The organism is Mesorhizobium sp. M0802, assembly GCF_040320115.1.
In the GTDB taxonomy this organism is placed as follows: Bacteria; Pseudomonadota; Alphaproteobacteria; order Rhizobiales; family Rhizobiaceae; genus Mesorhizobium.
Genome location: NZ_JAMYOY010000020.1, coordinates 74,176 through 93,626, shown reverse-complemented (window position 1 = coordinate 93,626; position 19,451 = coordinate 74,176). Strand labels below are relative to the sequence as shown.

Below are 19,451 nucleotides of genomic sequence, written 5' to 3'. Positions count from 1 at the left end.
AATGCCTTTCTTATGGCTAGAGAATGTGCAGCAATCCGATATGCTTGGTTTTTGTGCATGCCTGAAGTGACAAAAATGGCTTCGCCGCTCGACGTTGGCGGCGTGACGATCCGCAACCGCGTCTTCCTCGCGCCCATGTCGGGAATAACGGACGAGCCGTTCCGGCAGCGCGCCGACGCGCATGGCGCGGGCCTGGTCGTGTCGGAAATGGTGGCGAGCGGCGAGCTTGCCAAGGGCAGGGTCGGATGCGACCTGCGCATCCGTCATTCCGGGCTGCCCGTCCATATGGTTCAGCTTGCCGGCCGCGAGGCCGAGCACATGGCCGAGGGCGCGCGCATCGCTGCCGGCGAGGGCGCCGACATCATCGACATCAATATGGGCTGCCCGGCCAAGAAGGTGACCGGCGGCTATGCCGGCTCGGCGCTGATGCGCGATCTCGACCATGCGCTGTCGCTGATCGAAGCGGTGATCGGCGCGGTCCAGGTGCCGGTCACGGTCAAGATGCGGCTCGGCTGGGACGACAATGCGCTCAATGCACCCGTTTTGGCGCGCCGCGCCGAAGAGGCCGGTGTTAAAATGGTGACCGTGCATGGGCGCACGCGCTGCCAGTTTTATCAAGGCAAGGCCAATTGGGGCGCCATCGCCCGCATCAAGGACGCCGTCTCGATCCCGGTCGTCGCCAACGGCGATGTGGGCTCGCCCGCGGAGGCCGCCGAAATCCTTGAACAGTCGGGCGCCGACGCGGTGATGATCGGTCGTGCCCATTATGGCGCGCCATGGACGGCGGGCCGCATTGCGGCGACGGCTGCGGGCGACGCGCTCTCCGGCGTGCCGGAAAGCCCGCAAGCCATGGCCGACTACATCGTTTCCCACTACGAGGACATGCTGACGCTTTACGGCGTCGAAAGCGGCTTGCGCCAGGCGCGCAAGCATCTCGGCTGGTATCTCGACCGCCACGCTGCTGGCGTTTCCGATGAGCGGCGGAAAGCCATCCTCACCTCTTTCGAACCCGCCCGCGTCATTGCCTTGCTGCATGAGGTGTTTTCCGGCGAAGCCACGCCCTTGCGGAGCGCCGCATGAACGCCACCGTCACACCGAGCTCCGACATGGCGGATGCCGCCAGTATCGTGCTGAACACCATCCGCCGTCCGGTCATCATGGTCGATCCGGACGGGTTCATCACCTACGCCAATGCCGATGCGGAAGACTTCTTCCGTTCAAGTGCCAACATGCTTGCCCGCAACACACTGTCCAAGCTGATCCCGTTCGGCAGCCCGTTGCTGCAGCTGGTCGATCAGGTGCGCGAGCGCCGTGCGCCGGTCAACGAATACCGTGTCGACGTGTCGTCGCCGCGTCTCGGCATCGAGAAGGTCGTCGATCTCTATGTCGCGCCGGTGCCGGAATTCCCAGGCTCGATCGTGGTGATGTTCCAGGAACGCTCGATGGCCGACAAGATCGACCGGCAGATGACACACAGGGGTGCCGCGCGTTCGGTCACCGGCCTTGCCGCCATGCTGGCGCATGAGATCAAGAACCCGCTGTCCGGCATTCGTGGCGCCGCACAGCTGCTCGAACTCTCGGCGTCCGACGAGGATCGCGCGCTGACCCGCCTCATCACTGACGAGACTGATCGCATAGTCTCCCTCGTCGACCGCATGGAAGTGTTTTCCGACGAGCGGCCGATTGACCGCTATCCTGTCAACATCCATGTCGTGCTGGACCATGTGAAGGCAATCGCGAAGAACGGTTTTGCCAAGAGAATCAGGATAATGGAGGACTATGATCCATCATTGCCTCCGGTTTTCGCCAACCGCGACCAACTGATCCAGGTGTTCCTCAACCTGGTCAAGAACGCCGCCGAGGCCATCGGCGGCGACCCACAGGGGGAGATCGTGCTGTCGACCGCGTTCAGGCCGGGCATCCGCGTGTCCGTTCCCGGAACCCAGGACCGCGTGTCGCTGCCGCTTGAATTCTGCGTGCGCGACAATGGTTCGGGCGTTTCGGAAGACATTCTGCCGATCCTGTTCGATCCGTTCATCACCACCAAGCCGAACGGCTCGGGGCTCGGCCTGGCGCTGGTGGCGAAAATCGTCGGCGAGCATGGCGGCATCATCGAATGCGATTCGACGCCGCGCGGCACCACCTTCCGAATCCTGATGCCGGCCTGGAAAGAAACACCCATCGACACTGCCGATGATGAAGGCGAAGGAGACCGCAAATGACGGTTCGCGGCAATATTCTCGTCGCCGACGACGATGCGGCCATCCGCACCGTGCTCAATCAGGCGCTGTCGCGCGTCGGCCATGAGGTGCGCGTGACCTCCAACGCCTCGACGCTGTGGCGCTGGGTGGCGGCGGGCGAGGGCGATCTGGTGATCACCGACGTTGTCATGCCGGACGAGAACGCCTTCGACATGCTGCCCCGCATCAAGAAGGCCCGGCCGGAGCTGCCGGTCATCGTGATGAGCGCGCAAAACACTTTCATGACGGCGATTCGTGCTTCCGAAACAGGTGCTTATGAATATCTGCCGAAGCCGTTCGACCTGACCGAGCTGCTCAACATCGTCAATCGTGCGCTGTCAGAGCCGCGCCGACCGAAGATCGATACGCGACCGGAAGAACAGCCTGACGCCATGCCGCTGGTCGGCCGCTCGGCCGCCATGCAGGACATCTACCGCATGCTGGCGCGCATGATGCAGACCGATCTGACGGTGATGATCTCGGGCGAGTCCGGCACCGGCAAGGAATTGGTGGCGCGCGCGCTGCACGAATATGGCCGCCGCCGAGGCGGTCCGTTCGTCGCCATCAACATGGCGGCAATCCCGCGCGACCTCATCGAATCGGAACTGTTCGGTCATGAGAAGGGTGCCTTCACCGGCGCACAGAACCGCTCGACAGGCCGCTTCGAGCAGGCCGAGGGCGGCACGCTGTTCCTCGACGAGATCGGCGACATGCCAATGGAGGCGCAGACGCGGCTGCTGCGCGTGCTGCAGCAAGGCGAATACACCACTGTCGGCGGGCGCACCCCGATCAAGACCGATGTGCGCATCGTCGCCGCCACCAACAAGGATCTGCGCACGCTGATCAACCAGGGGCTTTTCCGCGAGGATCTGTTCTATCGCCTGAATGTCGTGCCGCTTCGGCTGCCTGGCTTGCGTGAGAGATCGGAAGACATTCCCGATCTGGTGCGGCATTTCTTCAAGATCGGCGCCAGCGAAGGCTTGCAGACCAAGCGCATTTCGACCGGCGGCATCGAATTGATGAAGCGCTATCCGTGGCCGGGAAACGTGCGCGAGCTGGAAAACCTGGTGCGCCGGCTTGCGGCGCTCTATTCGCAGGACGAAATATCAGCCGAAATCATCGAAGCCGAACTGAAGACAGGCGAAAGGCCGGTCGTTCCCGGCGGCGGCAATTTGATCCCGGACGATCTGTCCATCGGCCAGGCGGTGGAGCACTTCCTGCAGCGCTATTTCGCCTCTTTCGCCGGTGATTTGCCGCCGGCAGGTCTCTATCAACGCATCTTGTCGGAGGTCGAATATCCGCTGGTGCTCGCTTCCATGACGGCAACGCGCGGCAACCAGATCAAGGCGGCCGAATTGCTCGGCTTGAATCGCAACACGTTGCGCAAGAAGATTCGCGAGCTGGGCGTCAACGTCTACAAATCGTCGAGACCATGAGCGCCTGCTGCCCGAAGTGACGCGAGGTCATCCCCTTTTCAGGGGATCGGCGGCCGAAAGATTTCCGTCACGGCCACACTTGTTGCATAATCGCCACAATGCGTTGCATACATCCAACGCAATCACTGGCTCTTAGACGGCGACATGGCTTCGCAAGCTCTGACATCAAACGAACCGCTTTTCAGCAGACCCGGCCAGAGGGATGGACGGCGGCTGCTTGCGTTGCCTGGCGTTGTGGCAATTGCCGGCGCGCTGGTTACGGCGGCAATCTCGTTTGCGATTCTTGTCGGCGCCACGCCGATCACGCCAGACGCAAACACAACGCTGACGCTGATTGCGGCCAATGCCTTATTTGTGCTGGCGCTGATTGCTCTGGTCGGCCGCGAGGTGCATCGCATCACCATGGCGCGCCGGCACGGCAAGGCGGCGTCGCGGCTGCATGTGCGCATCGTGACGATGTTTGCGCTGGTCGCGGCCATCCCAGCCATCATGGTGGCCATCATCGCCTCGATCACGCTCGATATCGGCCTCGACCGCTGGTTCGAGATCCGCACCAAGGCGATCGTCAACTCGTCGCTGTCGATCGCCGACGCCTATGTGCAGGAAAACGCTCGCAATCTTCAGGGCACGACGCTGTCGATGGCCTACGATCTCGATGCGTCGCGCACGCTTTACGGCCTCGATCGAACCGGCTTTCTCGACCTGATGAACAAGGAAGCCGTCGGCAGAAGCCTGGTGCATGCGGCGCTGGTCAGGGAAGACGGCTCCTTTGTCGTGAGTGCCCAGACCGATGCGGACTTCGCCATGCCGGCACCGCCTGAGGGCGCGGTGGCAAGTGCGGCCGACGGCAAGCCGGTGCTGATCGAGCCGAAGACGCGCAACATCATGGGCGCCATCATCAAGCTGCGGGAGATCGAAGGCCTCTACCTCTACACCAATCGCCTGGTCGACCCCGAAGTGATCAAGGCGAGGGCGATCGTCCAGTCCAACACCGCCGAATATCGCGGCCTGGAAGACAACAGGCGGACGTCGCAGGTGGCGTTCGCGCTGCCCTATCTGTCGCTGACGCTGATCATCATCCTGTCGGCCATCTGGACCGGCATAGCGGTGGCCGACCGTCTGGTGCGGCCCATCCGTCAGCTCATCGGCGCGGCTGACGAGGTTGCGACCGGCAATCTCGATGTCGCCGTGCCGGTACGGCCTTCCGACGGCGATGTCGCCTCGCTTGGCGATACGTTCAACAAGATGCTGCTGGAGCTTAAATCGCAGCGCAACGAGATCCTGTCGGCCAAGGATTTGATCGACGAACGGCGTCGTTTCTCGGAAGCGGTGCTGGCCGGCGTCACCGCCGGCGTCATCGGCGTCGATCCCTACGGCATCGTCTCCATCGTCAACAAATCGGCCGAAACGATGCTGGCCATATCGGCCACGGCGGCGCTGGGGCAGAACCTGTCCGCCGTGCTGCCGCATGTCGGCCGTGTCTTCGAGATCGGCCGCAAATCCGGCAAGCCGGTCTATCGCGAGCAGGTCACCTTCTATCGCACCGGCGCCGAGCGTACCTTCAACGTGCAGATCACCATCGAGGCCGGCGACGACGGCGAGGAGGAGAAATCCTACGTCGTGACTGTCGACGACATCACCGATCTGGTCCAGGCACAGCGCTCGTCGGCCTGGGCGGATGTGGCGCGGCGTATCGCACATGAAATCAAGAACCCGCTGACGCCGATCCAGCTCTCGGCCGAGCGCATCAAGCGACGCTTCGGCAAGGTCATCACCGAGGACCGCGAGATTTTCGACCAGTGCACCGACACGATCATCCGGCAGGTCGAGGATATCGGCCGCATGGTCGACGAGTTCTCGGCTTTCGCCCGCATGCCCAAGCCCGAGATGAAAGCCATCGATCTGCGTGAATCGCTGCGCGAGGCGTCGTTCCTGGTCGAAGTCAGCCGCGCCGACATTGCTTTCGAACGCGTGTTCGGCAACGAGCCGCTCAAGGGCACGTTCGATAGCCGATTGATGGCGCAGGCTTTCGGCAACGTCATCAAGAACGCGGCCGAGGCGATTGACGGGCTGGAACAAAAGGACGGTTCGCACGGCATAATCCGGATTCAAGCTGCCCGGCAGAATGGCGCGATCAGAATCGACGTCATCGACAATGGCAAAGGCTTGCCGCGCGAGAACCGCCAAAGGCTGCTCGAGCCCTACATGACGACGCGCGAGAAGGGCACCGGGCTCGGTCTCGCCATCGTCAAGAAGATCGTGGAGGACCATGGCGGGCGGCTCGAATTGCACGATGCGCCCGCGGATTTCCACGGTGGACGCGGCGCGATGATCTCGATCATCCTGCCGCCAGCTGCCGCAACCGCGCCGCCACGCGGTCAAGGCGAAACGGAACACGAACGAGAAACTGAAAAGGTCGGTAATGGCGTCTGATATTCTCATCGTCGATGACGAGGAAGACATCCGTGAACTCGTCGCGGGCATATTGAGCGACGAAGGGCATGAAACCCGCACGGCATTCGATGCCGACAGCGCGCTCGCGGCAATCGCCGACCGGGCGCCGCGGCTGATTTTCCTCGACATCTGGTTGCAGGGCTCGCGCCTCGACGGGCTGGCGCTGCTCGACGAGATCAAGACGATGCATCCGAGCCTGCCGGTGGTGATGATCTCCGGCCACGGCAATATCGAGACAGCGGTGTCGGCCATCCGCCGCGGCGCCTATGATTTCATCGAGAAGCCGTTCAAGGCCGACAGGCTGATCCTGATCGCCGAGCGGGCGCTCGAAACCTCGAAATTACGGCGCGAGGTCTCCGACCTCAAGCAGCGCAGCGGCGAAACTTTCGACTTGATCGGCATGTCGTCGGCGATGAGCCAGCTGCGCCAGACCATCGAGCGCGTTGCGCCGACCAACAGCCGCGTCATGATCATCGGTCCGTCCGGTTCGGGCAAGGAGCTCGCCGCGCGCGCCATCCACACGCTGTCGACGCGCAAGGGCGCGCCGTTCGTGACGCTGAGCGCGGCCAACATCACGCCCGAGCGCATGGAGATCGAGCTGTTCGGCACCGAATCGAACGGCACCGAGCGCAAGGTCGGCGCGCTTGAAGAGGCGCACCGCGGCATTCTCTACATCGACGAAGTGGCCGACATGCCGCGCGAGACGCAGAACAAGATTTTGCGCGTGCTGGTCGAACAGCAGTTCGAGCGGGTCGGCGGCACCAAGCGGGTCAAGGTCGACGTCCGCATCATCTCCTCGACCTCGCAGAACCTGGAGGCGATGATCGCCGACGGCCGTTTTCGCGAAGACCTCTATCACCGCCTGGCGGTGGTTCCGGTCATGGTGCCGGGACTGGCCGAGCGACGCGAGGACATTCCCTACCTCGTCGACAATTTCATGAAGCAGATCGCGCGCCAGGCCGGTATCAAGCCGCGCCGCATCGGCGACGATGCGCTTGCCGTGCTGCAGGCGCACAACTGGCCGGGCAATGTCCGCCAGCTGCGCAACAATGTCGAACGGCTGATGATCCTGGCGCGTGGCGACGATATCGATGCGCCGATCACCGCCGACCTGTTGCCGTCGGAGATCGGCGATGTCATGCCGCGCACGCCGAACCAGTCCGACCAGCACATCATGGCGCTGCCGCTGCGCGAGGCGCGCGAACAGTTCGAGAAGGACTATCTGATCGCCCAGATCAACCGTTTCGGCGGCAACATCTCAAAGACGGCGGAATTCATCGGCATGGAGCGCTCGGCGCTGCACCGGAAACTGAAGTCGCTGGGGGTCTGATCCCCATTGTTGTTGGTCCAGCGGGCCGTGGCCCGTGCAATTGCCGGTTACGGCAGCGGCGGAATCGCCTAGAAATAGCGAGACTGTTCTGAGGGATAACCCATGCCGCGCATTGCCTATGTGAACGGGCGCTATGTCGCCCATGCCGACGCTGCCGTGCATATCGAGGATCGCGGCTATCAGTTCGCCGACGGCGTCTACGAGGTCTGCGAGGTGGCGCAGGGCTTTGTCGTCGACATGCCGCGCCATCTTGCCCGGCTGAACCGCTCGCTTAGCGAATTGTCGATCAACTGGCCGGTCACCAAGGGCGTGCTGCCGCTTCTTCTGCGCGAAATCGTCCGGCGCAACCACGTCGTCAACGGCCTGGTCTATGTCCAGGTTACGCGCGGTGTTGCCAGCCGCGACTTCGTTTTCCCGGCCGATACACCGTCATCGCTGGTGATTACGGCCAGAAAGGCCGACCCGGTGGCGGCCGCCAAGCGAGCCGAGGCGGGCATCAAGGTCATCACCGTGCCGGAAAACCGTTGGGACCGGGTCGACATCAAGAGCACCGGCCTGCTGCCCAACGTGCTGGCCAAGCAGAAGGCCAAGGAGGCCGGCGCCCAGGAAGCCTGGTTCGTCGACACCGATGGCAACGTCAAGGAGGGCGGCTCGTCCAACGCCTGGATCGTTACAAGGGACGGCGTTCTGGTCACCCGGCCGGCGGAGCATGGCATCCTTCGCGGCATCACCCGCACGACCATGTTCGAAGTGGCGGCAAAGCTCGGGTTGACGATCGAGGAGCGCGGGTTTTCAGTCACTGAAGCCAAGGCGGCGCGAGAAGCTTTCATCAGTTCGGCAACGACAATCGCCATGCCGGTCGTGGCAATCGACGGTGCCGCGGTCGCCAATGGGCACCCCGGTTCGATAACACTTTCATTGCGGCAAGCCTTTTTTGACGTTGCGGAAAAAAGTCCAGCCTGATAACCGCACAGACGGACTGCACATCAATATATCTCGTTCTGCTTGTCGTTACTGACGGCAAGGGGGTGTTTGCAAGCTTGACATGTGCCCGCTAATTTGGCGCATTAGCCTGCAAACCGAAGGGGATCGGCGAAAGACAAGAACAATGGCGGAACGATCGCAAAACCTTCAGGACCTGTTCCTGAATTCTGTTCGCAAGAGCAAAAATCCACTCACCATCTTTCTCATCAACGGCGTCAAGCTGACCGGCGTGGTCACTTCCTTCGACAATTTTTGTGTTTTGCTGCGCCGTGACGGCCACTCCCAGCTCGTCTACAAGCATGCCATTTCCACGATCATGCCGAGCCAGCCGGTTCAGATGTTCGATGGCGAGGAAAGCCAGGGCGCCTGATTGGCACGTGAAAAAGACGCGGACCGCGGCGTCCGCGGGAAACCAGCACATAATTCCGGGACGGAAGCCACAGGTCCGACCCGGGCGGTTGTCATTGTGCCGGTGCTTACCCGGCATCAGCGCAACGATGACGAAACGAACCGTCCACGGCTGACGCGTTCGGCGGATGCGCGCCACGACGAAGCTGTCGGCCTTGCCCGCGCCATCAACCTGGATCTGATCCACACGGCGGTGGTCACCGTCAACGATCCACGCCCGGCAACCTTGCTCGGCAGTGGCAAGGTCGCGGAATTCGCCGAGATCGTCAAAGAGGGTCACGCGGAGGTGGTCATCGTCGACCATCCGCTGACGCCGGTGCAGCAGCGCAATCTCGAAAAAGAAATGAATGCCAAGGTGCTCGACCGCACCGGATTGATACTGGAGATTTTTGGCGAGCGCGCGCGGACCAAGGAGGGCACGCTGCAGGTCGAACTTGCCCATCTCAACTACCAGAAGGGCCGCCTGGTGCGGAGCTGGACCCACCTTGAACGCCAGCGCGGCGGAGCCGGCTTCCTCGGCGGCCCCGGCGAAACCCAGATCGAGTCGGACCGGCGGCAGCTGCAGGAAAAAATCATCAAGCTCAAGCATGAGCTGGAAACGGTGCGCCGCACCCGCGACCTGCACCGCGCCAAGCGCAAGAAGGTGCCGTTCCCGGTGGTGGCGATTGTCGGCTACACCAATGCCGGAAAGTCGACGCTGTTCAACCGGCTGACCGGGGCCGACGTGCTGGCCGAAGACATGCTGTTTGCAACGCTCGACCCGACGCTGCGCCGCGTGCGCCTGCCGCACGGCACGCCGATCATCCTGTCGGACACAGTCGGCTTCATTTCGGACCTGCCGACGCATCTGGTCGCCGCCTTCCGCGCCACGCTGGAAGAGGTCGTCGAGGCCGATCTGGTCATCCACCTGCGCGATATTTCGGATCCGGATACCGCAGCGCAAGCCGAGGACGTCGAGCGCATTCTCGCCGATCTCGGCGTCGATGCCGGCGATGCCAAGCGCGTCATCGAAGTGTGGAACAAGGTCGACCTTCTCGACGACGGCAACCGGGAGCGCCTGCTCGCCGACGGCACTGACGCCAACAAGGCGCCGCCGATCGCCATCTCGGCGGTCACCGGCGAAGGCATCGATGCGCTGAAGGCGCTGATCGAGACCAGGATGTCGGGCGAACTCGAGGAATTGACGGTGACGATCGAACCGCCGCAGTTCGGCCTTGTCGACTGGCTATACCGCAATGGCGACGTCGTTTCGCGGGTAGACAATGAGGATGGCAGCGCGACCTTCGCACTCAAGGCCACGCACACCGCCCGGCAAGAGATCGAAAGCCGATTGCACCGCAAAAACAGGCAGTAAGCCTGATTATTTCACGCCCTTGGCCTGCTGCCAGAGCACTTCCATCTCGTCCAGCGTGGCTTTTTCGAGCGTGCTTCCCGATGCATCGATCGCGCGCTCGACATAGTGGAAGCGCGAGCGGAACTTTTCGTTGGTGCCGCTAAGCGCCGCTTCCGAATCGAGCTTGAGGTGACGCCCCAGATTGACGACGGCAAACAGCATGTCGCCGAATTCGTCCTTGATCTCAGCCGTTTCGCCCTTAGCCAGTGCCTCGCGCAGCTCGCCGATCTCTTCCTCGATCTTGTCGAGGATGGGTGCTGCCTCGCTCCAGTCGAAACCGACACGCGCTGCCTTTTCCTGCAGCTTTAGCGCCCGCGTCAAAGCGGGCAGGGCGACGGGCACGCTGTCCAGGAAACCCTTGCCATGGTCTTCGGGGTCGAGGCCGCGGGCGAGGCGCGCACTTCGCTTTTCGGCTTTTTCCTCAGCCTTGATCTTTTCCCACATGCCCTTTGCAATGCCGGCGCTGCGCGCCTTCTCGTCGCCGAAGACATGCGGATGGCGCCGGATCATCTTGGTGGTGATGGCCTCGACCACATCACCGAAGGCAAAATCGCCGGCTTCCTCAGCCATCTGCGCGTGGTAGACGACCTGCAGCAGGAGATCGCCGAGTTCGTCGCGCAGATCGTCGAGATCGCCGCGCGCAATGGCGTCCGCCACCTCATAGGCTTCCTCGATCGTATAGGGCGCGATGGTCGAGAAATCCTGCTCGATGTCCCAGGGACAGCCGGTCTTCGGCGCCCTGAGCGCCGCCATGATCTCGATCAGCCGGGAAATGTCGCGCGAAGGTTTCATGCGGCGAATGCTATCCCGCTGCCTGTCGTGCGGCCAACGGCGTCAGCCGGAGAGGGGAGATTGTCCACAGCGAGCTTCAGCCGAGTACCGACACAACCGCCTTGGCGAGGTCATCCATGCCGTCCTCGGGCAGGCCGGCGACGTTGATGCGGCTGTCGCCGACCATGTAGACGCCACACTCGGCACGCAGCCGCTCGACTTGCGCCTCGGTCAGGCCAAGCCTGGAAAACATGCCGCGATGGCTGGCGATGAAGTCGAAGCGGTCGGAGTTGGACTGCCGGCGCAGCGCGTCGGCGAACTGGACCCGCAGCCTCAGCATGCGCAGCCGCATCTCCTCCAGCTCCGCCTCCCAGTCGGCGCGAAGGCCATCATCTTCCAGCACCATGCGCACGGCGGCGGCGCCGTGGTCCGGCGGCATCGAATACATGGCGCGCGCCGCCGCCAGCATCTGGCTCATCGCCACATCGGCTTGCGCACCATCCTTCGCCAGGATCATCGCCGCGCCGACGCGGTCGCGGTAGATGGCAAAGTTCTTCGAGCAGCTCGAGGCAACGACCATTTCAGGCACCTTGCCCGCGAGAAGGCGCAAGCCGGCCGCATCGGCGTCCAGGCCTTCGCCAAAGCCCTGATAGGCAATGTCGACAAAGGGCAACAGCCCGCGCTCGACGACAAGATCGGCGACGCTGGCCCATTGCGCGATATCGAGATTGGCGCCGGTCGGGTTATGGCAGCAGCCATGCAGCAGCACGATATCGCCGGGCTCGGCTGCGCCAAGCGTTGCCAGCATCTCGTCGAAGCGCACCGCGCCGGATGCGGCATCGAAATAGGGATAATCGCGCACCGTGAGGCCGGCCCCGCGCATCACCGGCGGGTGGTTCGGCCATGTCGGGTCCGACAGCCAGACGGTTGCGTCGGGGCGGGTCCGCTTCAACAGCTCCGCCACCAGCCGCAGCGCGCCGGAACCGCCAGGCGCTTGCGCGGCGCGGATGCGCGTCATGTCGGCAGCGGGGCCGAAGGCCAGCTTGACCATCGCCGTGTTGAAGCCGGTGTCGCCGGCAAGACCGAGATAGGTCTTGGTGTCCTGGTCCTGCAGCAACCGCTTCTCGGCCTCGCGCAGGGCGCGCATGACCGGCGTCCTGCCGTCGCGGTCCTTGTAGACGCCGACGCCGAGATCGATCTTGCCGGGGCGCGGATCGGCGCGATAGAGGCCGATCAAGGCGATGATCTTGTCAGCCGGGGCAGGTTGCAGGGTCTCGAACATCAATACGGCTCCAATGGCGGCGGAGTAATACGCAAAGCGGCCGCGTTTCGCCAGTGCTTCCATCTGCGCCAGTCCGCTAGCGTACTGGACCGTTACGCCAAGCTTTGTCTGTACGGCAGGGGTCGGCGGCTATGGCGACGGGTTCATTCCAATCCGCCGGATAAGCACCCGTCCAATCACGGCGAGACCGATGCCGGTCAGCAGGGAGAAACCGCCGAGCATGCCGGCCAGCCCGGCAAGGAACCAGCGTCCGGCGAAGCTGTCGACGGAGGCATTTTGCGGATTGGTTGGGTCGTAAGCGACAGGGACGCTGTCGCCATCACCCCAGAACGAGCTGTGGACGGCATTGTTGAAGCGGATGACGGTGCCGTCGGCGGTCGAGAACTCGATGCGGGGATTGTATTCGGCGGCGACAATCCTGCCTGTCGCCGAAGCGGTACGAGGGCCGTACATCTCGACGATGGCCAGCACGCCGGAAGCGATCAGTCCGACAATGCCAAAGATGATGAACACCCTGCCGACGATCGGCAACGCTGCAAAACCCGTTACACGACTACCATTGGCCATCTTTTGCTCCTGGGACAGACGGATAAGGCTAGACTTCATCCATAAAGCAAACATCTGCCGCACGGGAGATGGGTAAGTGCGCAGCGGACTTCTGATTGCATGATGCCTATTGTGGCGACGCAAAAAAGTTTTGGTGGCGATGGATTAAGATCCCCGCCTGTTTCGTAAACGGGGCATGAAACGGTCGATGCCACGCTTCGATATTGTCGGACAGCTGGGTTCGCTCAGGCGCTACGCACGCTCGCTGACGCGCGACGGGACTGACGCCGAGGATCTGGTGCACGATGCGCTGGTGCGCGCCTACGAGCGGCGCGACACATTCCGCTCGGGCGGCAATCTGCGGGCATGGTTGCTGTCGATCGTCCACAACGCTTTCATCGACAAGATGCGCTCGCGCCGGTCGGAAGCAGCGCGTGTCGAGCAGGCCGGCTATCTCACCGATGCCAGCACGCCGGCGCCTCAGGAACATTCCGTGCGACTGGCGCAGGTGCGCGAGGCCTTTTTCAGTCTGCCGGAGGAGCAGCGTTCGGCGCTGCATCTGGTCGCCATCGAGGGCCTTTCCTACCAGCAGGCCGCCGACGCCAGCGGGGTGCCGCTGGGCACGCTGATGTCGCGCATCGGCAGGGCGCGCGCAGCACTGCGCGAGATGGAAAACGCTGCACCTTCGCCGGCCAAAAGCCATCTGAGGATCGTGGGAGACCCGTCATGACCGACCTGTTGCGGGACCCGGTGACCGATACCGATCTCGATTCTTATGTCGACGACCAGCTGGATGTCGCGCGCCGCATCGAGGTCGAGGCGTTCCTCTCGGTTCGTCCGGAGGCTGCGGCGCGGGTGATGTCCGACTTGAGGACGCGCGACGAACTGCGCCTGGCGCTGGCTGCTTCCACAGGCATGGCGCGGCCGGCGACGACTGAAGTCGCGCGCCGGCTGGGCAGGGGACTGGCCAGTCGCCGCGTCTTCGCCGTGCTGCAGCGGGCGGCCGCGGTCGCCGTCTTTGTCGCTGCCGGCTGGCTGGCGAACGGCCTCTTCGGGCCGCTGCTGGTGACCAAGGTCGTGGCTTCGCCGCCGCCGCCCGCCTATGTCGAAGAAGCGATCCGGGCGCACAAGACGACGCTCATGCGCGAGGCGATGCCCTCGCAGCTGGAGGCGCCCAACTACAATGGCGACGAAATCCGCGCCGCCACCGCAATCGTCATGCCATCGCTGCCCAAGGACTGGAAGGTCCGCGACGTGCAGATCTATCCGTCGCGCTTCGGGCCGAGCGTCGAGGTGGCGCTGGAGACGAAGGATATGGGGCTGGTCTCGCTGTTTGCGATCCGGCCCGGAACCTTCGACGTGGTCAAGCCTGCCATCGCGCCCTCCGGCGACATCTCCTCTGCCTATTTCCAGATCGGCGAGGTCGCGTACGCGGTCGTCGCGCGCAGCGGTGTCCACGACCTCGACCGCGCCGCCGAGACGCTTGCCAAGACACTTTACTGATCAGGACACTTTACTGAGACCACATAAGGAGAACCCGCATGAATACCCCTGACCTCGGATACCGCATGGGCACTGGCGCGCGCGCCGGCGCCGTCTATGACGAGGGCCTGCGCAGCCACATGCTGCGCGTCTATAACTATATGGGCATCGGCCTCGTCGTCACCGGCATCGTCGCCATGGTGGTCGCTTCCACGCCGGCCCTCTACGTGCCGATCTTTTCCAGCCCGCTGAAATGGGTGGTGATGCTGGCGCCGCTCGCCTTCGTGTTGCTGTTCTCGTTCAAGATGCAGACGATGTCGGCGGCGAGCGCCCAGTTGATGTTCTGGGCCTTCTGCGCGGTGATGGGCCTGTCGCTGGCTTCGGTGTTCCTGGTCTTCACCGGCACCAGCATCGCGCGCACCTTCTTCATCACCGCCACGATGTTCGGCGCCACCAGCCTCTACGGCTACACGACCAAGCGCGACCTGACCCAGTTCTCGTCCTTCCTGATCATGGGCCTGATCGGTGTGGTGATCGCCAGCGTCGTCAACATCTTCCTTGGCTCGACCGCGCTGCAGTTCGCCATCTCGGTGATCGGCATTGCCGTCTTTGTCGGCCTGACCGCCTGGGACACGCAGACGATCAAGGAACAGTATGCGGAGAATTTCGATGCGGAATCGCAGCAGAAGCTCGCCGTCTTCGGCGCGCTGTCGCTGTACCTGAACTTCGTCAACATCTTCCAGCTGTTGCTGAATTTCACCGGCGAGCGCGAATAGTCGAACCGTAGCAGGGCAACAATCTCGATCTCGCAGTGGCCGGAGGAGAATCTCCGGCCACCGTCGTTTTTGCCGTCGAGACATCGCTCCTCTATCAGCGCGATGTCGCTGCGCCCTTGAGTCCATGCGGGCTTTTGCTAACCTGCCGCTCGCACGCAGCTTTCCGCGAGAACGCATGGAACAAGTGACGCTTCACGGCGACGGCATTTCGGCGACCATTGTCGGGCAGGGGGCCGAGCTCGTCTCCTTGCGCAATGCCGAGGGTCTGGAGTTTTTGTGGCAGGCCGGGCCGGAATGGCGGCGGCATTCGCCGGTGCTGTTTCCGATCGTCGGCCGGCTGAAGGGCGACCAGCTTCGCCATCGGGGCCAGGTCTATCCCCTGACGCAGCACGGATTTGCCCGCGACAAGCCGTTTGTGTGGGCTGACGCGAGCCCCCGATCCTGCACGCTGGTGTTGACCGACGATGCCGATACACGCACGCGCTATCCGTTCGCCTTTCGCCTTGCCATCACCTACACGCTCGAGCGTCGCGAACTTGGTGTGAGCTTCGAGATTGCCAACACCGGCGACGAGACGCTGCCAGCCTCCATCGGTGCACATCCGGCTTTCAATTGGCCATTGCAGCCGGGGCTCGCCAAGACAGACTACCACCTGACCTTTGCCCAGGACGAGCCGGCGCCGATCCGCCGGCTGAAGGATGGCCTGGTGGTGGCTGCACCACAGCCGACGCCCATCGAAGGCAAAACGCTGGCGCTTTCCGAACAGCTGTTCGAGGCAGACGCCGTGATCCTCCACCGGCCGGCCAGCACCAGCGTGCGCTATGCCGCCGCGAACGGTGCGGCGATCGAGATGTCGTGGCAGGGTTTTAGGGAATTGGGCATCTGGTCGAAGCCGGGCGGCGCTCCGTTCCTGTGCATTGAACCCTGGCACGGGCTTGCCAGCCCCGTCGATTTCGATGGCGAGTTCGCGGCCAAGCCGGGCGTGATGCTGATCGCGCCCGGTGAAAAGCGTGTGCTGAGCTATCAGGTACGGCTCTACCATGCGCCACTGTGACCGATGAACCAGAGATAGGCGCGATGAAACTTGGCTTCATCGGTACGGGTGCCCTTACAGCGGCCATTGTCAGCGGGCTCAAATCCGTCGCGGATAACTCCGTCTCCGTGCTGCTGTCGCCGCGCAATGAAGAGATCGCCGCAGAGCTGGCGGCCCGTTATCCGGATGTGCGTATCGCTGATGACAATCAGGCGGTTCTCGATCAATGCGAACTAGTCATGCTGGCTGTCCGGCCGCAAATTGCGCATGACGTCCTGCCGGGTTTGCGGTTTCGGCGCGAGCATCACCTCATCAGCTTGATCGCCACGCTGCCGCGCGAGGAGATTGCCGGCTTGACCGCACCCGCGCACCAGGTGACGAAAGCGCTGCCCATGCCGATGATTGCCCACCGGCTGGGGGCAACGATCATCTGCCCGCCGGATGCCACTGTCGCTGCCTTGTTCGGCAGTCTGGGGAAAGTGATCGAGGTCGAGAACCCAGCCGAATTCAATGCGCTGAGCGTGGTCACCGCGACCTATGCCAGCTACTTCAGATATCTCGATACGATCAACAGCTGGCTCAAGAAGAATGGCGTCGAGGAAGGAAAGGGGCGCGATTACATCGCATCGCTTTTCAAAGCCTTGGGAAGCGCTCCTGATATGTCGCCGGATGCCGACTTCATGCATCTGGCGCAGGACTATGCGACGCGCGGCGGCATCAACGAACAGGTTCTTCGCGAACTCACGGCGCGAAACGTGTTCGAGGCGCTCACCGAGAGCCTGGACGGCGTACACCGGCGCATCGTCGGCGATACGCCTTGATGGGCGGCACCTTGAAATTCCCTGATGATCAGGAGTATGGCTCCAACGGATGTTCCGGACCGTTTCGGGAGGGTCGGCGGGTGCCTGGATGCTTGAAATTGGGCTTTGTGGCAGCGGCGCTGGCTGTGCTGATTGTCTTTCCGGTCGCTGCCGCCGACATCGACCGCGCCGCCAGCCTCTACCGCGCGCAATCGGTGACCAGCGGCACTGGCGAGGAGAACCGGGCGTGGGGCCTGGCGCCGTGCCTTGAAGAGGTGCTGGTCAAGGTTTCCGGCGACCCGCGGCTGATCGGCGACCCGCGTGTTGCGGACATGAGCCGGCACGCGGCCGACTATGTCACTGGTGTCGGCTACCGCGACCTGCTCAACAACCGCCCACCGCATGACGAGCAGGGCACCCACGACCGGCCGCATTACATCACCGCCGATTTCGACCCGGACAAGATCGATGCCTTGCTGGCGTCGCTCGGGCGCAAACCGTGGGCGGTGCCGCGGCCAAAAATCGTCGCACTGCTGGATGTAAGGCCGATGAAAGGCGACGGCTTCACGCTGGTGCGCGATGGCGGCGGCGAGCTTGCGGCGGATATGCGCGTTGCGCTGGCGGACGCGGCGCACCGGACCGGTTTGCCGCTGGAGTTGCCTCGGCCGTCCGACGTCGCGCTCGCCGACGTGGCCAACACGCTGGATGGCGATGCCCTGCTTGCCGGCACTTTGGCATGGCGCCAGGAAGCGCTGGGTTGGGTCGGCGACTGGCGGCTCAGCTTCAAGGATAAGGACTATCGCTGGCAGGTACGTGGCGTCAGTTTCGACGATGCGTTCCGCAACGCCACGCGCGGAACGCTGCAGATCCTGTCGGGCAATGGAGAGCCGGAAGCCGTCACGCCCTGACTTCAAGGGAACCTTCTTGCCGGAGCGCCGTAAACAAAGTGGCGGGCAAGCTTTGAGCAAGGAGGTAGAATTGCAACATCGCCGGATCGACGTTGACGGAAACAGCATCTTCTATCGCGAAGACGGCCCGCCTGATGCTCCCGTCCTCCTGCTGCCGCACGGCTATCCGTGCTCGTCCTATCAATTCCGAAGGTTGATGCCGGCACTTGCCGATCGCTGGCATACATTCGCGCCGGACTTTCCCGGCTTTGGCTACAGCGGCACGCCCGAAATGTCGGACTTTGGCTATGATTTCGATGCCTATGCCGGGTTTCTGACAGCTTTCGCCGATGCGCTCGGCACGTCGCGCTATGCGCTCTGGCTGCACGATTATGGCTCTCAGATCGGACTGCGCCACGCCATCGCACATCCCGAGCGCATCGCCGCACTCATTATCCAGAACGGTGACATCTACGAGGACGTTCTCGGGCCGAAATACGCCGCCATAAAAGCCTATTGGAATGAGAAGACGCCCGAAAAGCATCGGCCGTTGGAAGAGGCGGTAAGCGAGGAGGGCTTCCGGCACGAGTTTGTCGGAGAGGTGGATGACGCTGTAGCCGAGCGCGTGCCTCCCGATCTTTGGAAACTCCACTGGCCTTTGATGGACACGCCGATCCGCCGGCGGCTCGCGGTCGGCCTGATGGAGAAGCTGGAGGCGAACCTCGGCTGGTTCCCGCGCTATCAGAGCTATCTGCGCGAGCACCAACCGCAGACGCTCATTGTCTGGGGCCCCGAGGATGGTTACATGCCGGCGCAATCGGCGCATGCCTACCACCGCGATTTGCCGGAAGCAGAACTTCATCTCATCGGCGGCGCCGGCCACTGGTTGCTCGAAACCCATTTCGATGAGGCGCTTCCGCTGGTGCGCGATTTTCTGGCGCGCGTCCACAGTCAGGAAGCGAAAGGGACGGGCCGGGCGGCCGGCCGGGCGTAGACCCCTCCGTTGCGGCCACCCGATCAATCTGCAACCATGGCGTCATGATGGAGAAGTCTGCCGCGCCCTGGCCTCTGCTACAAATCGCGATCGAGCCGAAGTCGCGGGCCGATCAGGAGAAGCTGCTTGTCGCTTCGTCCAAGCTCGCGCCTGACGACCGCGACCCGTCCGCTGCCATGGCCATGGCCAGATGACGTCGCCAAGATTCTCCTCGCGGGCAGGGTTCCTTGTCGGCCTCGGCATCACGCCCGTCGCCTTTTTCCTGACGCTCTATTCGGCCGGAGCCGGGCATGGCGACTATGGGCTGGCGCGACTTCTCCATCCGGTCCCCATGCTGGCAACGCTGTTGACCAACACAACGATCACCGGCCTTTCCATCGGATTGGCTGCGCTGCAGTTTCCTGCCTATGGGGCATTTGTTGCGGGCGCCGGCGGCTCCAGATGGCTGGCCCTTGGCGTCTTCCATCTTGTTGCAATCGCAGCAGCCTTCAGCGGCCTCCTGGAAAGCTTTTCGGGATGACGCTCCTGTTCGTTATCCTGGTGCCAGCCCGTCGAGCAGGAAGTCGAGGCCTTTGCGAAAGGCGCCATCCCTTGAGAAATGAAGACCACGCCAACTCATTTCGCCACTGCTTCGT

General features: G+C 63.1%; 19 protein-coding genes. 16 read left to right on the top strand and 3 right to left on the bottom strand.

The features are described 5' to 3' along the window. The first annotated feature begins 57 nt into the window (after positions 1–57). The 8 genes from dusB (at position 58) to hflX (ending at position 10,206) form a co-directional block, all read left to right on the top strand. Positions 58–1,080: a tRNA dihydrouridine synthase DusB gene (dusB, locus tag NKI10_RS24815; RefSeq protein ID WP_352862182.1), complete on the top strand. Its 1,023-nt coding sequence runs from the start codon at positions 58–60 to the stop codon at positions 1,078–1,080. After that, complete coding sequence (locus tag NKI10_RS24810) at positions 1,077–2,222, top strand: two-component system sensor histidine kinase NtrB (protein WP_023668926.1); 1,146 nt, start codon at positions 1,077–1,079, stop codon at positions 2,220–2,222. Before dusB ends, NKI10_RS24810 begins: the two co-directional genes overlap by 4 nt. Next, the gene (gene ntrC, locus NKI10_RS24805) at positions 2,219–3,676 is read left to right on the top strand and encodes a nitrogen regulation protein NR(I) (RefSeq protein WP_023701735.1); all 1,458 of its coding nucleotides are present in this window, start codon (positions 2,219–2,221) and stop codon (positions 3,674–3,676) included. The genes NKI10_RS24810 and ntrC overlap by 4 nt, the downstream gene beginning before the upstream one ends. A gap of 144 nt (positions 3,677–3,820) precedes the next feature. Further along, positions 3,821–6,109, top strand: a complete 2,289-nt coding sequence (locus NKI10_RS24800) for a sensor histidine kinase NtrY-like (protein ID WP_023688460.1) — start codon at positions 3,821–3,823, stop codon at positions 6,107–6,109. Next, entirely contained in the window at positions 6,099–7,460 is a 1,362-nt protein-coding gene (gene ntrX / locus NKI10_RS24795) for a nitrogen assimilation response regulator NtrX (protein ID WP_023668929.1), read from the top strand. The genes NKI10_RS24800 and ntrX overlap by 11 nt, the downstream gene beginning before the upstream one ends. Before the next feature lie 102 nt (positions 7,461–7,562). After that, positions 7,563–8,423 (top strand): D-amino-acid transaminase, encoded by an 861-nt coding sequence (locus tag NKI10_RS24790; protein ID WP_023682546.1) that lies wholly within the window; start codon positions 7,563–7,565, stop codon positions 8,421–8,423. 145 nt (positions 8,424–8,568) lie between these two features. After that, positions 8,569–8,814, top strand: coding sequence for an RNA chaperone Hfq (hfq, locus tag NKI10_RS24785; protein WP_006202172.1), 246 nt, complete (start codon positions 8,569–8,571; stop codon positions 8,812–8,814). Continuing rightward, positions 8,815–10,206, top strand: a complete 1,392-nt coding sequence (gene hflX / locus NKI10_RS24780; protein ID WP_352862181.1) for a GTPase HflX — start codon at positions 8,815–8,817, stop codon at positions 10,204–10,206. A gap of 6 nt (positions 10,207–10,212) precedes the next feature. Here hflX and mazG read toward each other — a convergent pair whose 3' ends face one another. The 3 genes from mazG to NKI10_RS24765 all read right to left on the bottom strand — a co-directional run bounded on the left by mazG (position 10,213) and on the right by NKI10_RS24765 (position 12,865). Next, positions 10,213–11,037 (bottom strand): nucleoside triphosphate pyrophosphohydrolase, encoded by an 825-nt coding sequence (gene mazG / locus NKI10_RS24775; protein ID WP_352862180.1) that lies wholly within the window; start codon positions 11,035–11,037, stop codon positions 10,213–10,215. Between the two features lie 76 nt (positions 11,038–11,113). Further along, entirely contained in the window at positions 11,114–12,298 is a 1,185-nt protein-coding gene (locus NKI10_RS24770) for an amino acid aminotransferase (protein ID WP_352862179.1), read from the bottom strand. Positions 12,299–12,427: 129 nt separating this feature from the next. Then, positions 12,428–12,865, bottom strand: a complete 438-nt coding sequence (locus tag NKI10_RS24765; RefSeq protein ID WP_023706554.1) for a DUF3592 domain-containing protein — start codon at positions 12,863–12,865, stop codon at positions 12,428–12,430. A gap of 175 nt (positions 12,866–13,040) precedes the next feature. Between NKI10_RS24765 and NKI10_RS24760 the strand changes: the two genes are divergently transcribed. From NKI10_RS24760 to NKI10_RS24725, 8 genes are all read left to right on the top strand, one after another. Continuing rightward, complete coding sequence (locus NKI10_RS24760) at positions 13,041–13,574, top strand: sigma-70 family RNA polymerase sigma factor (protein ID WP_023688465.1); 534 nt, start codon at positions 13,041–13,043, stop codon at positions 13,572–13,574. Next, positions 13,571–14,347: an anti-sigma factor family protein gene (locus NKI10_RS24755; RefSeq protein ID WP_023736656.1), complete on the top strand. Its 777-nt coding sequence runs from the start codon at positions 13,571–13,573 to the stop codon at positions 14,345–14,347. Before NKI10_RS24760 ends, NKI10_RS24755 begins: the two co-directional genes overlap by 4 nt. Before the next feature lie 38 nt (positions 14,348–14,385). Further along, entirely contained in the window at positions 14,386–15,102 is a 717-nt protein-coding gene (locus NKI10_RS24750; RefSeq protein WP_023710521.1) for a Bax inhibitor-1/YccA family protein, read from the top strand. Between the two features lie 175 nt (positions 15,103–15,277). After that, positions 15,278–16,156 (top strand): aldose 1-epimerase family protein, encoded by an 879-nt coding sequence (locus NKI10_RS24745; protein WP_023736654.1) that lies wholly within the window; start codon positions 15,278–15,280, stop codon positions 16,154–16,156. A gap of 23 nt (positions 16,157–16,179) precedes the next feature. After that, the gene (locus NKI10_RS24740; protein ID WP_352546045.1) at positions 16,180–16,956 is read left to right on the top strand and encodes a pyrroline-5-carboxylate reductase; all 777 of its coding nucleotides are present in this window, start codon (positions 16,180–16,182) and stop codon (positions 16,954–16,956) included. Positions 16,957–17,063: 107 nt separating this feature from the next. After that, positions 17,064–17,843, top strand: a complete 780-nt coding sequence (locus NKI10_RS24735; RefSeq protein ID WP_245265789.1) for a DUF8605 domain-containing protein — start codon at positions 17,064–17,066, stop codon at positions 17,841–17,843. A 52-nt stretch (positions 17,844–17,895) separates the two neighbouring features. Continuing rightward, the gene (locus tag NKI10_RS24730) at positions 17,896–18,816 is read left to right on the top strand and encodes an alpha/beta fold hydrolase (RefSeq protein ID WP_352862196.1); all 921 of its coding nucleotides are present in this window, start codon (positions 17,896–17,898) and stop codon (positions 18,814–18,816) included. Positions 18,817–19,006: 190 nt separating this feature from the next. Next, positions 19,007–19,336 (top strand): hypothetical protein, encoded by a 330-nt coding sequence (locus tag NKI10_RS24725; RefSeq protein WP_352862178.1) that lies wholly within the window; start codon positions 19,007–19,009, stop codon positions 19,334–19,336. Positions 19,337–19,451: the final 115 nt, after the last annotated feature.

What these genes read in the sequence shown, in the direction of transcription:
- ntrC (WP_023701735.1), top strand. Translation starts at nt 2,219, where the DNA reads ATGACGGTTCGCGGCAATATTCTCGTCGCCGACGACGATGCGGCCATC.
- NKI10_RS24745 (WP_023736654.1), top strand. Translation starts at nt 15,278, where the DNA reads ATGGAACAAGTGACGCTTCACGGCGACGGCATTTCGGCGACCATTGTC.
- NKI10_RS24810 (WP_023668926.1), top strand. Translation starts at nt 1,077, where the DNA reads ATGAACGCCACCGTCACACCGAGCTCCGACATGGCGGATGCCGCCAGT.
- NKI10_RS24770 (WP_352862179.1), bottom strand. Translation starts at nt 12,298, where the DNA reads ATGTTCGAGACCCTGCAACCTGCCCCGGCTGACAAGATCATCGCCTTG.
- NKI10_RS24765 (WP_023706554.1), bottom strand. Translation starts at nt 12,865, where the DNA reads ATGGCCAATGGTAGTCGTGTAACGGGTTTTGCAGCGTTGCCGATCGTC.
- ntrX (WP_023668929.1), top strand. Translation starts at nt 6,099, where the DNA reads ATGGCGTCTGATATTCTCATCGTCGATGACGAGGAAGACATCCGTGAA.
- NKI10_RS24755 (WP_023736656.1), top strand. Translation starts at nt 13,571, where the DNA reads ATGACCGACCTGTTGCGGGACCCGGTGACCGATACCGATCTCGATTCT.
- NKI10_RS24760 (WP_023688465.1), top strand. Translation starts at nt 13,041, where the DNA reads ATGAAACGGTCGATGCCACGCTTCGATATTGTCGGACAGCTGGGTTCG.
- NKI10_RS24750 (WP_023710521.1), top strand. Translation starts at nt 14,386, where the DNA reads ATGAATACCCCTGACCTCGGATACCGCATGGGCACTGGCGCGCGCGCC.
- NKI10_RS24800 (WP_023688460.1), top strand. Translation starts at nt 3,821, where the DNA reads ATGGCTTCGCAAGCTCTGACATCAAACGAACCGCTTTTCAGCAGACCC.
- NKI10_RS24740 (WP_352546045.1), top strand. Translation starts at nt 16,180, where the DNA reads ATGAAACTTGGCTTCATCGGTACGGGTGCCCTTACAGCGGCCATTGTC.
- NKI10_RS24725 (WP_352862178.1), top strand. Translation starts at nt 19,007, where the DNA reads ATGACGTCGCCAAGATTCTCCTCGCGGGCAGGGTTCCTTGTCGGCCTC.
- NKI10_RS24790 (WP_023682546.1), top strand. Translation starts at nt 7,563, where the DNA reads ATGCCGCGCATTGCCTATGTGAACGGGCGCTATGTCGCCCATGCCGAC.
- mazG (WP_352862180.1), bottom strand. Translation starts at nt 11,037, where the DNA reads ATGAAACCTTCGCGCGACATTTCCCGGCTGATCGAGATCATGGCGGCG.
- dusB (WP_352862182.1), top strand. Translation starts at nt 58, where the DNA reads ATGCCTGAAGTGACAAAAATGGCTTCGCCGCTCGACGTTGGCGGCGTG.
- hfq (WP_006202172.1), top strand. Translation starts at nt 8,569, where the DNA reads ATGGCGGAACGATCGCAAAACCTTCAGGACCTGTTCCTGAATTCTGTT.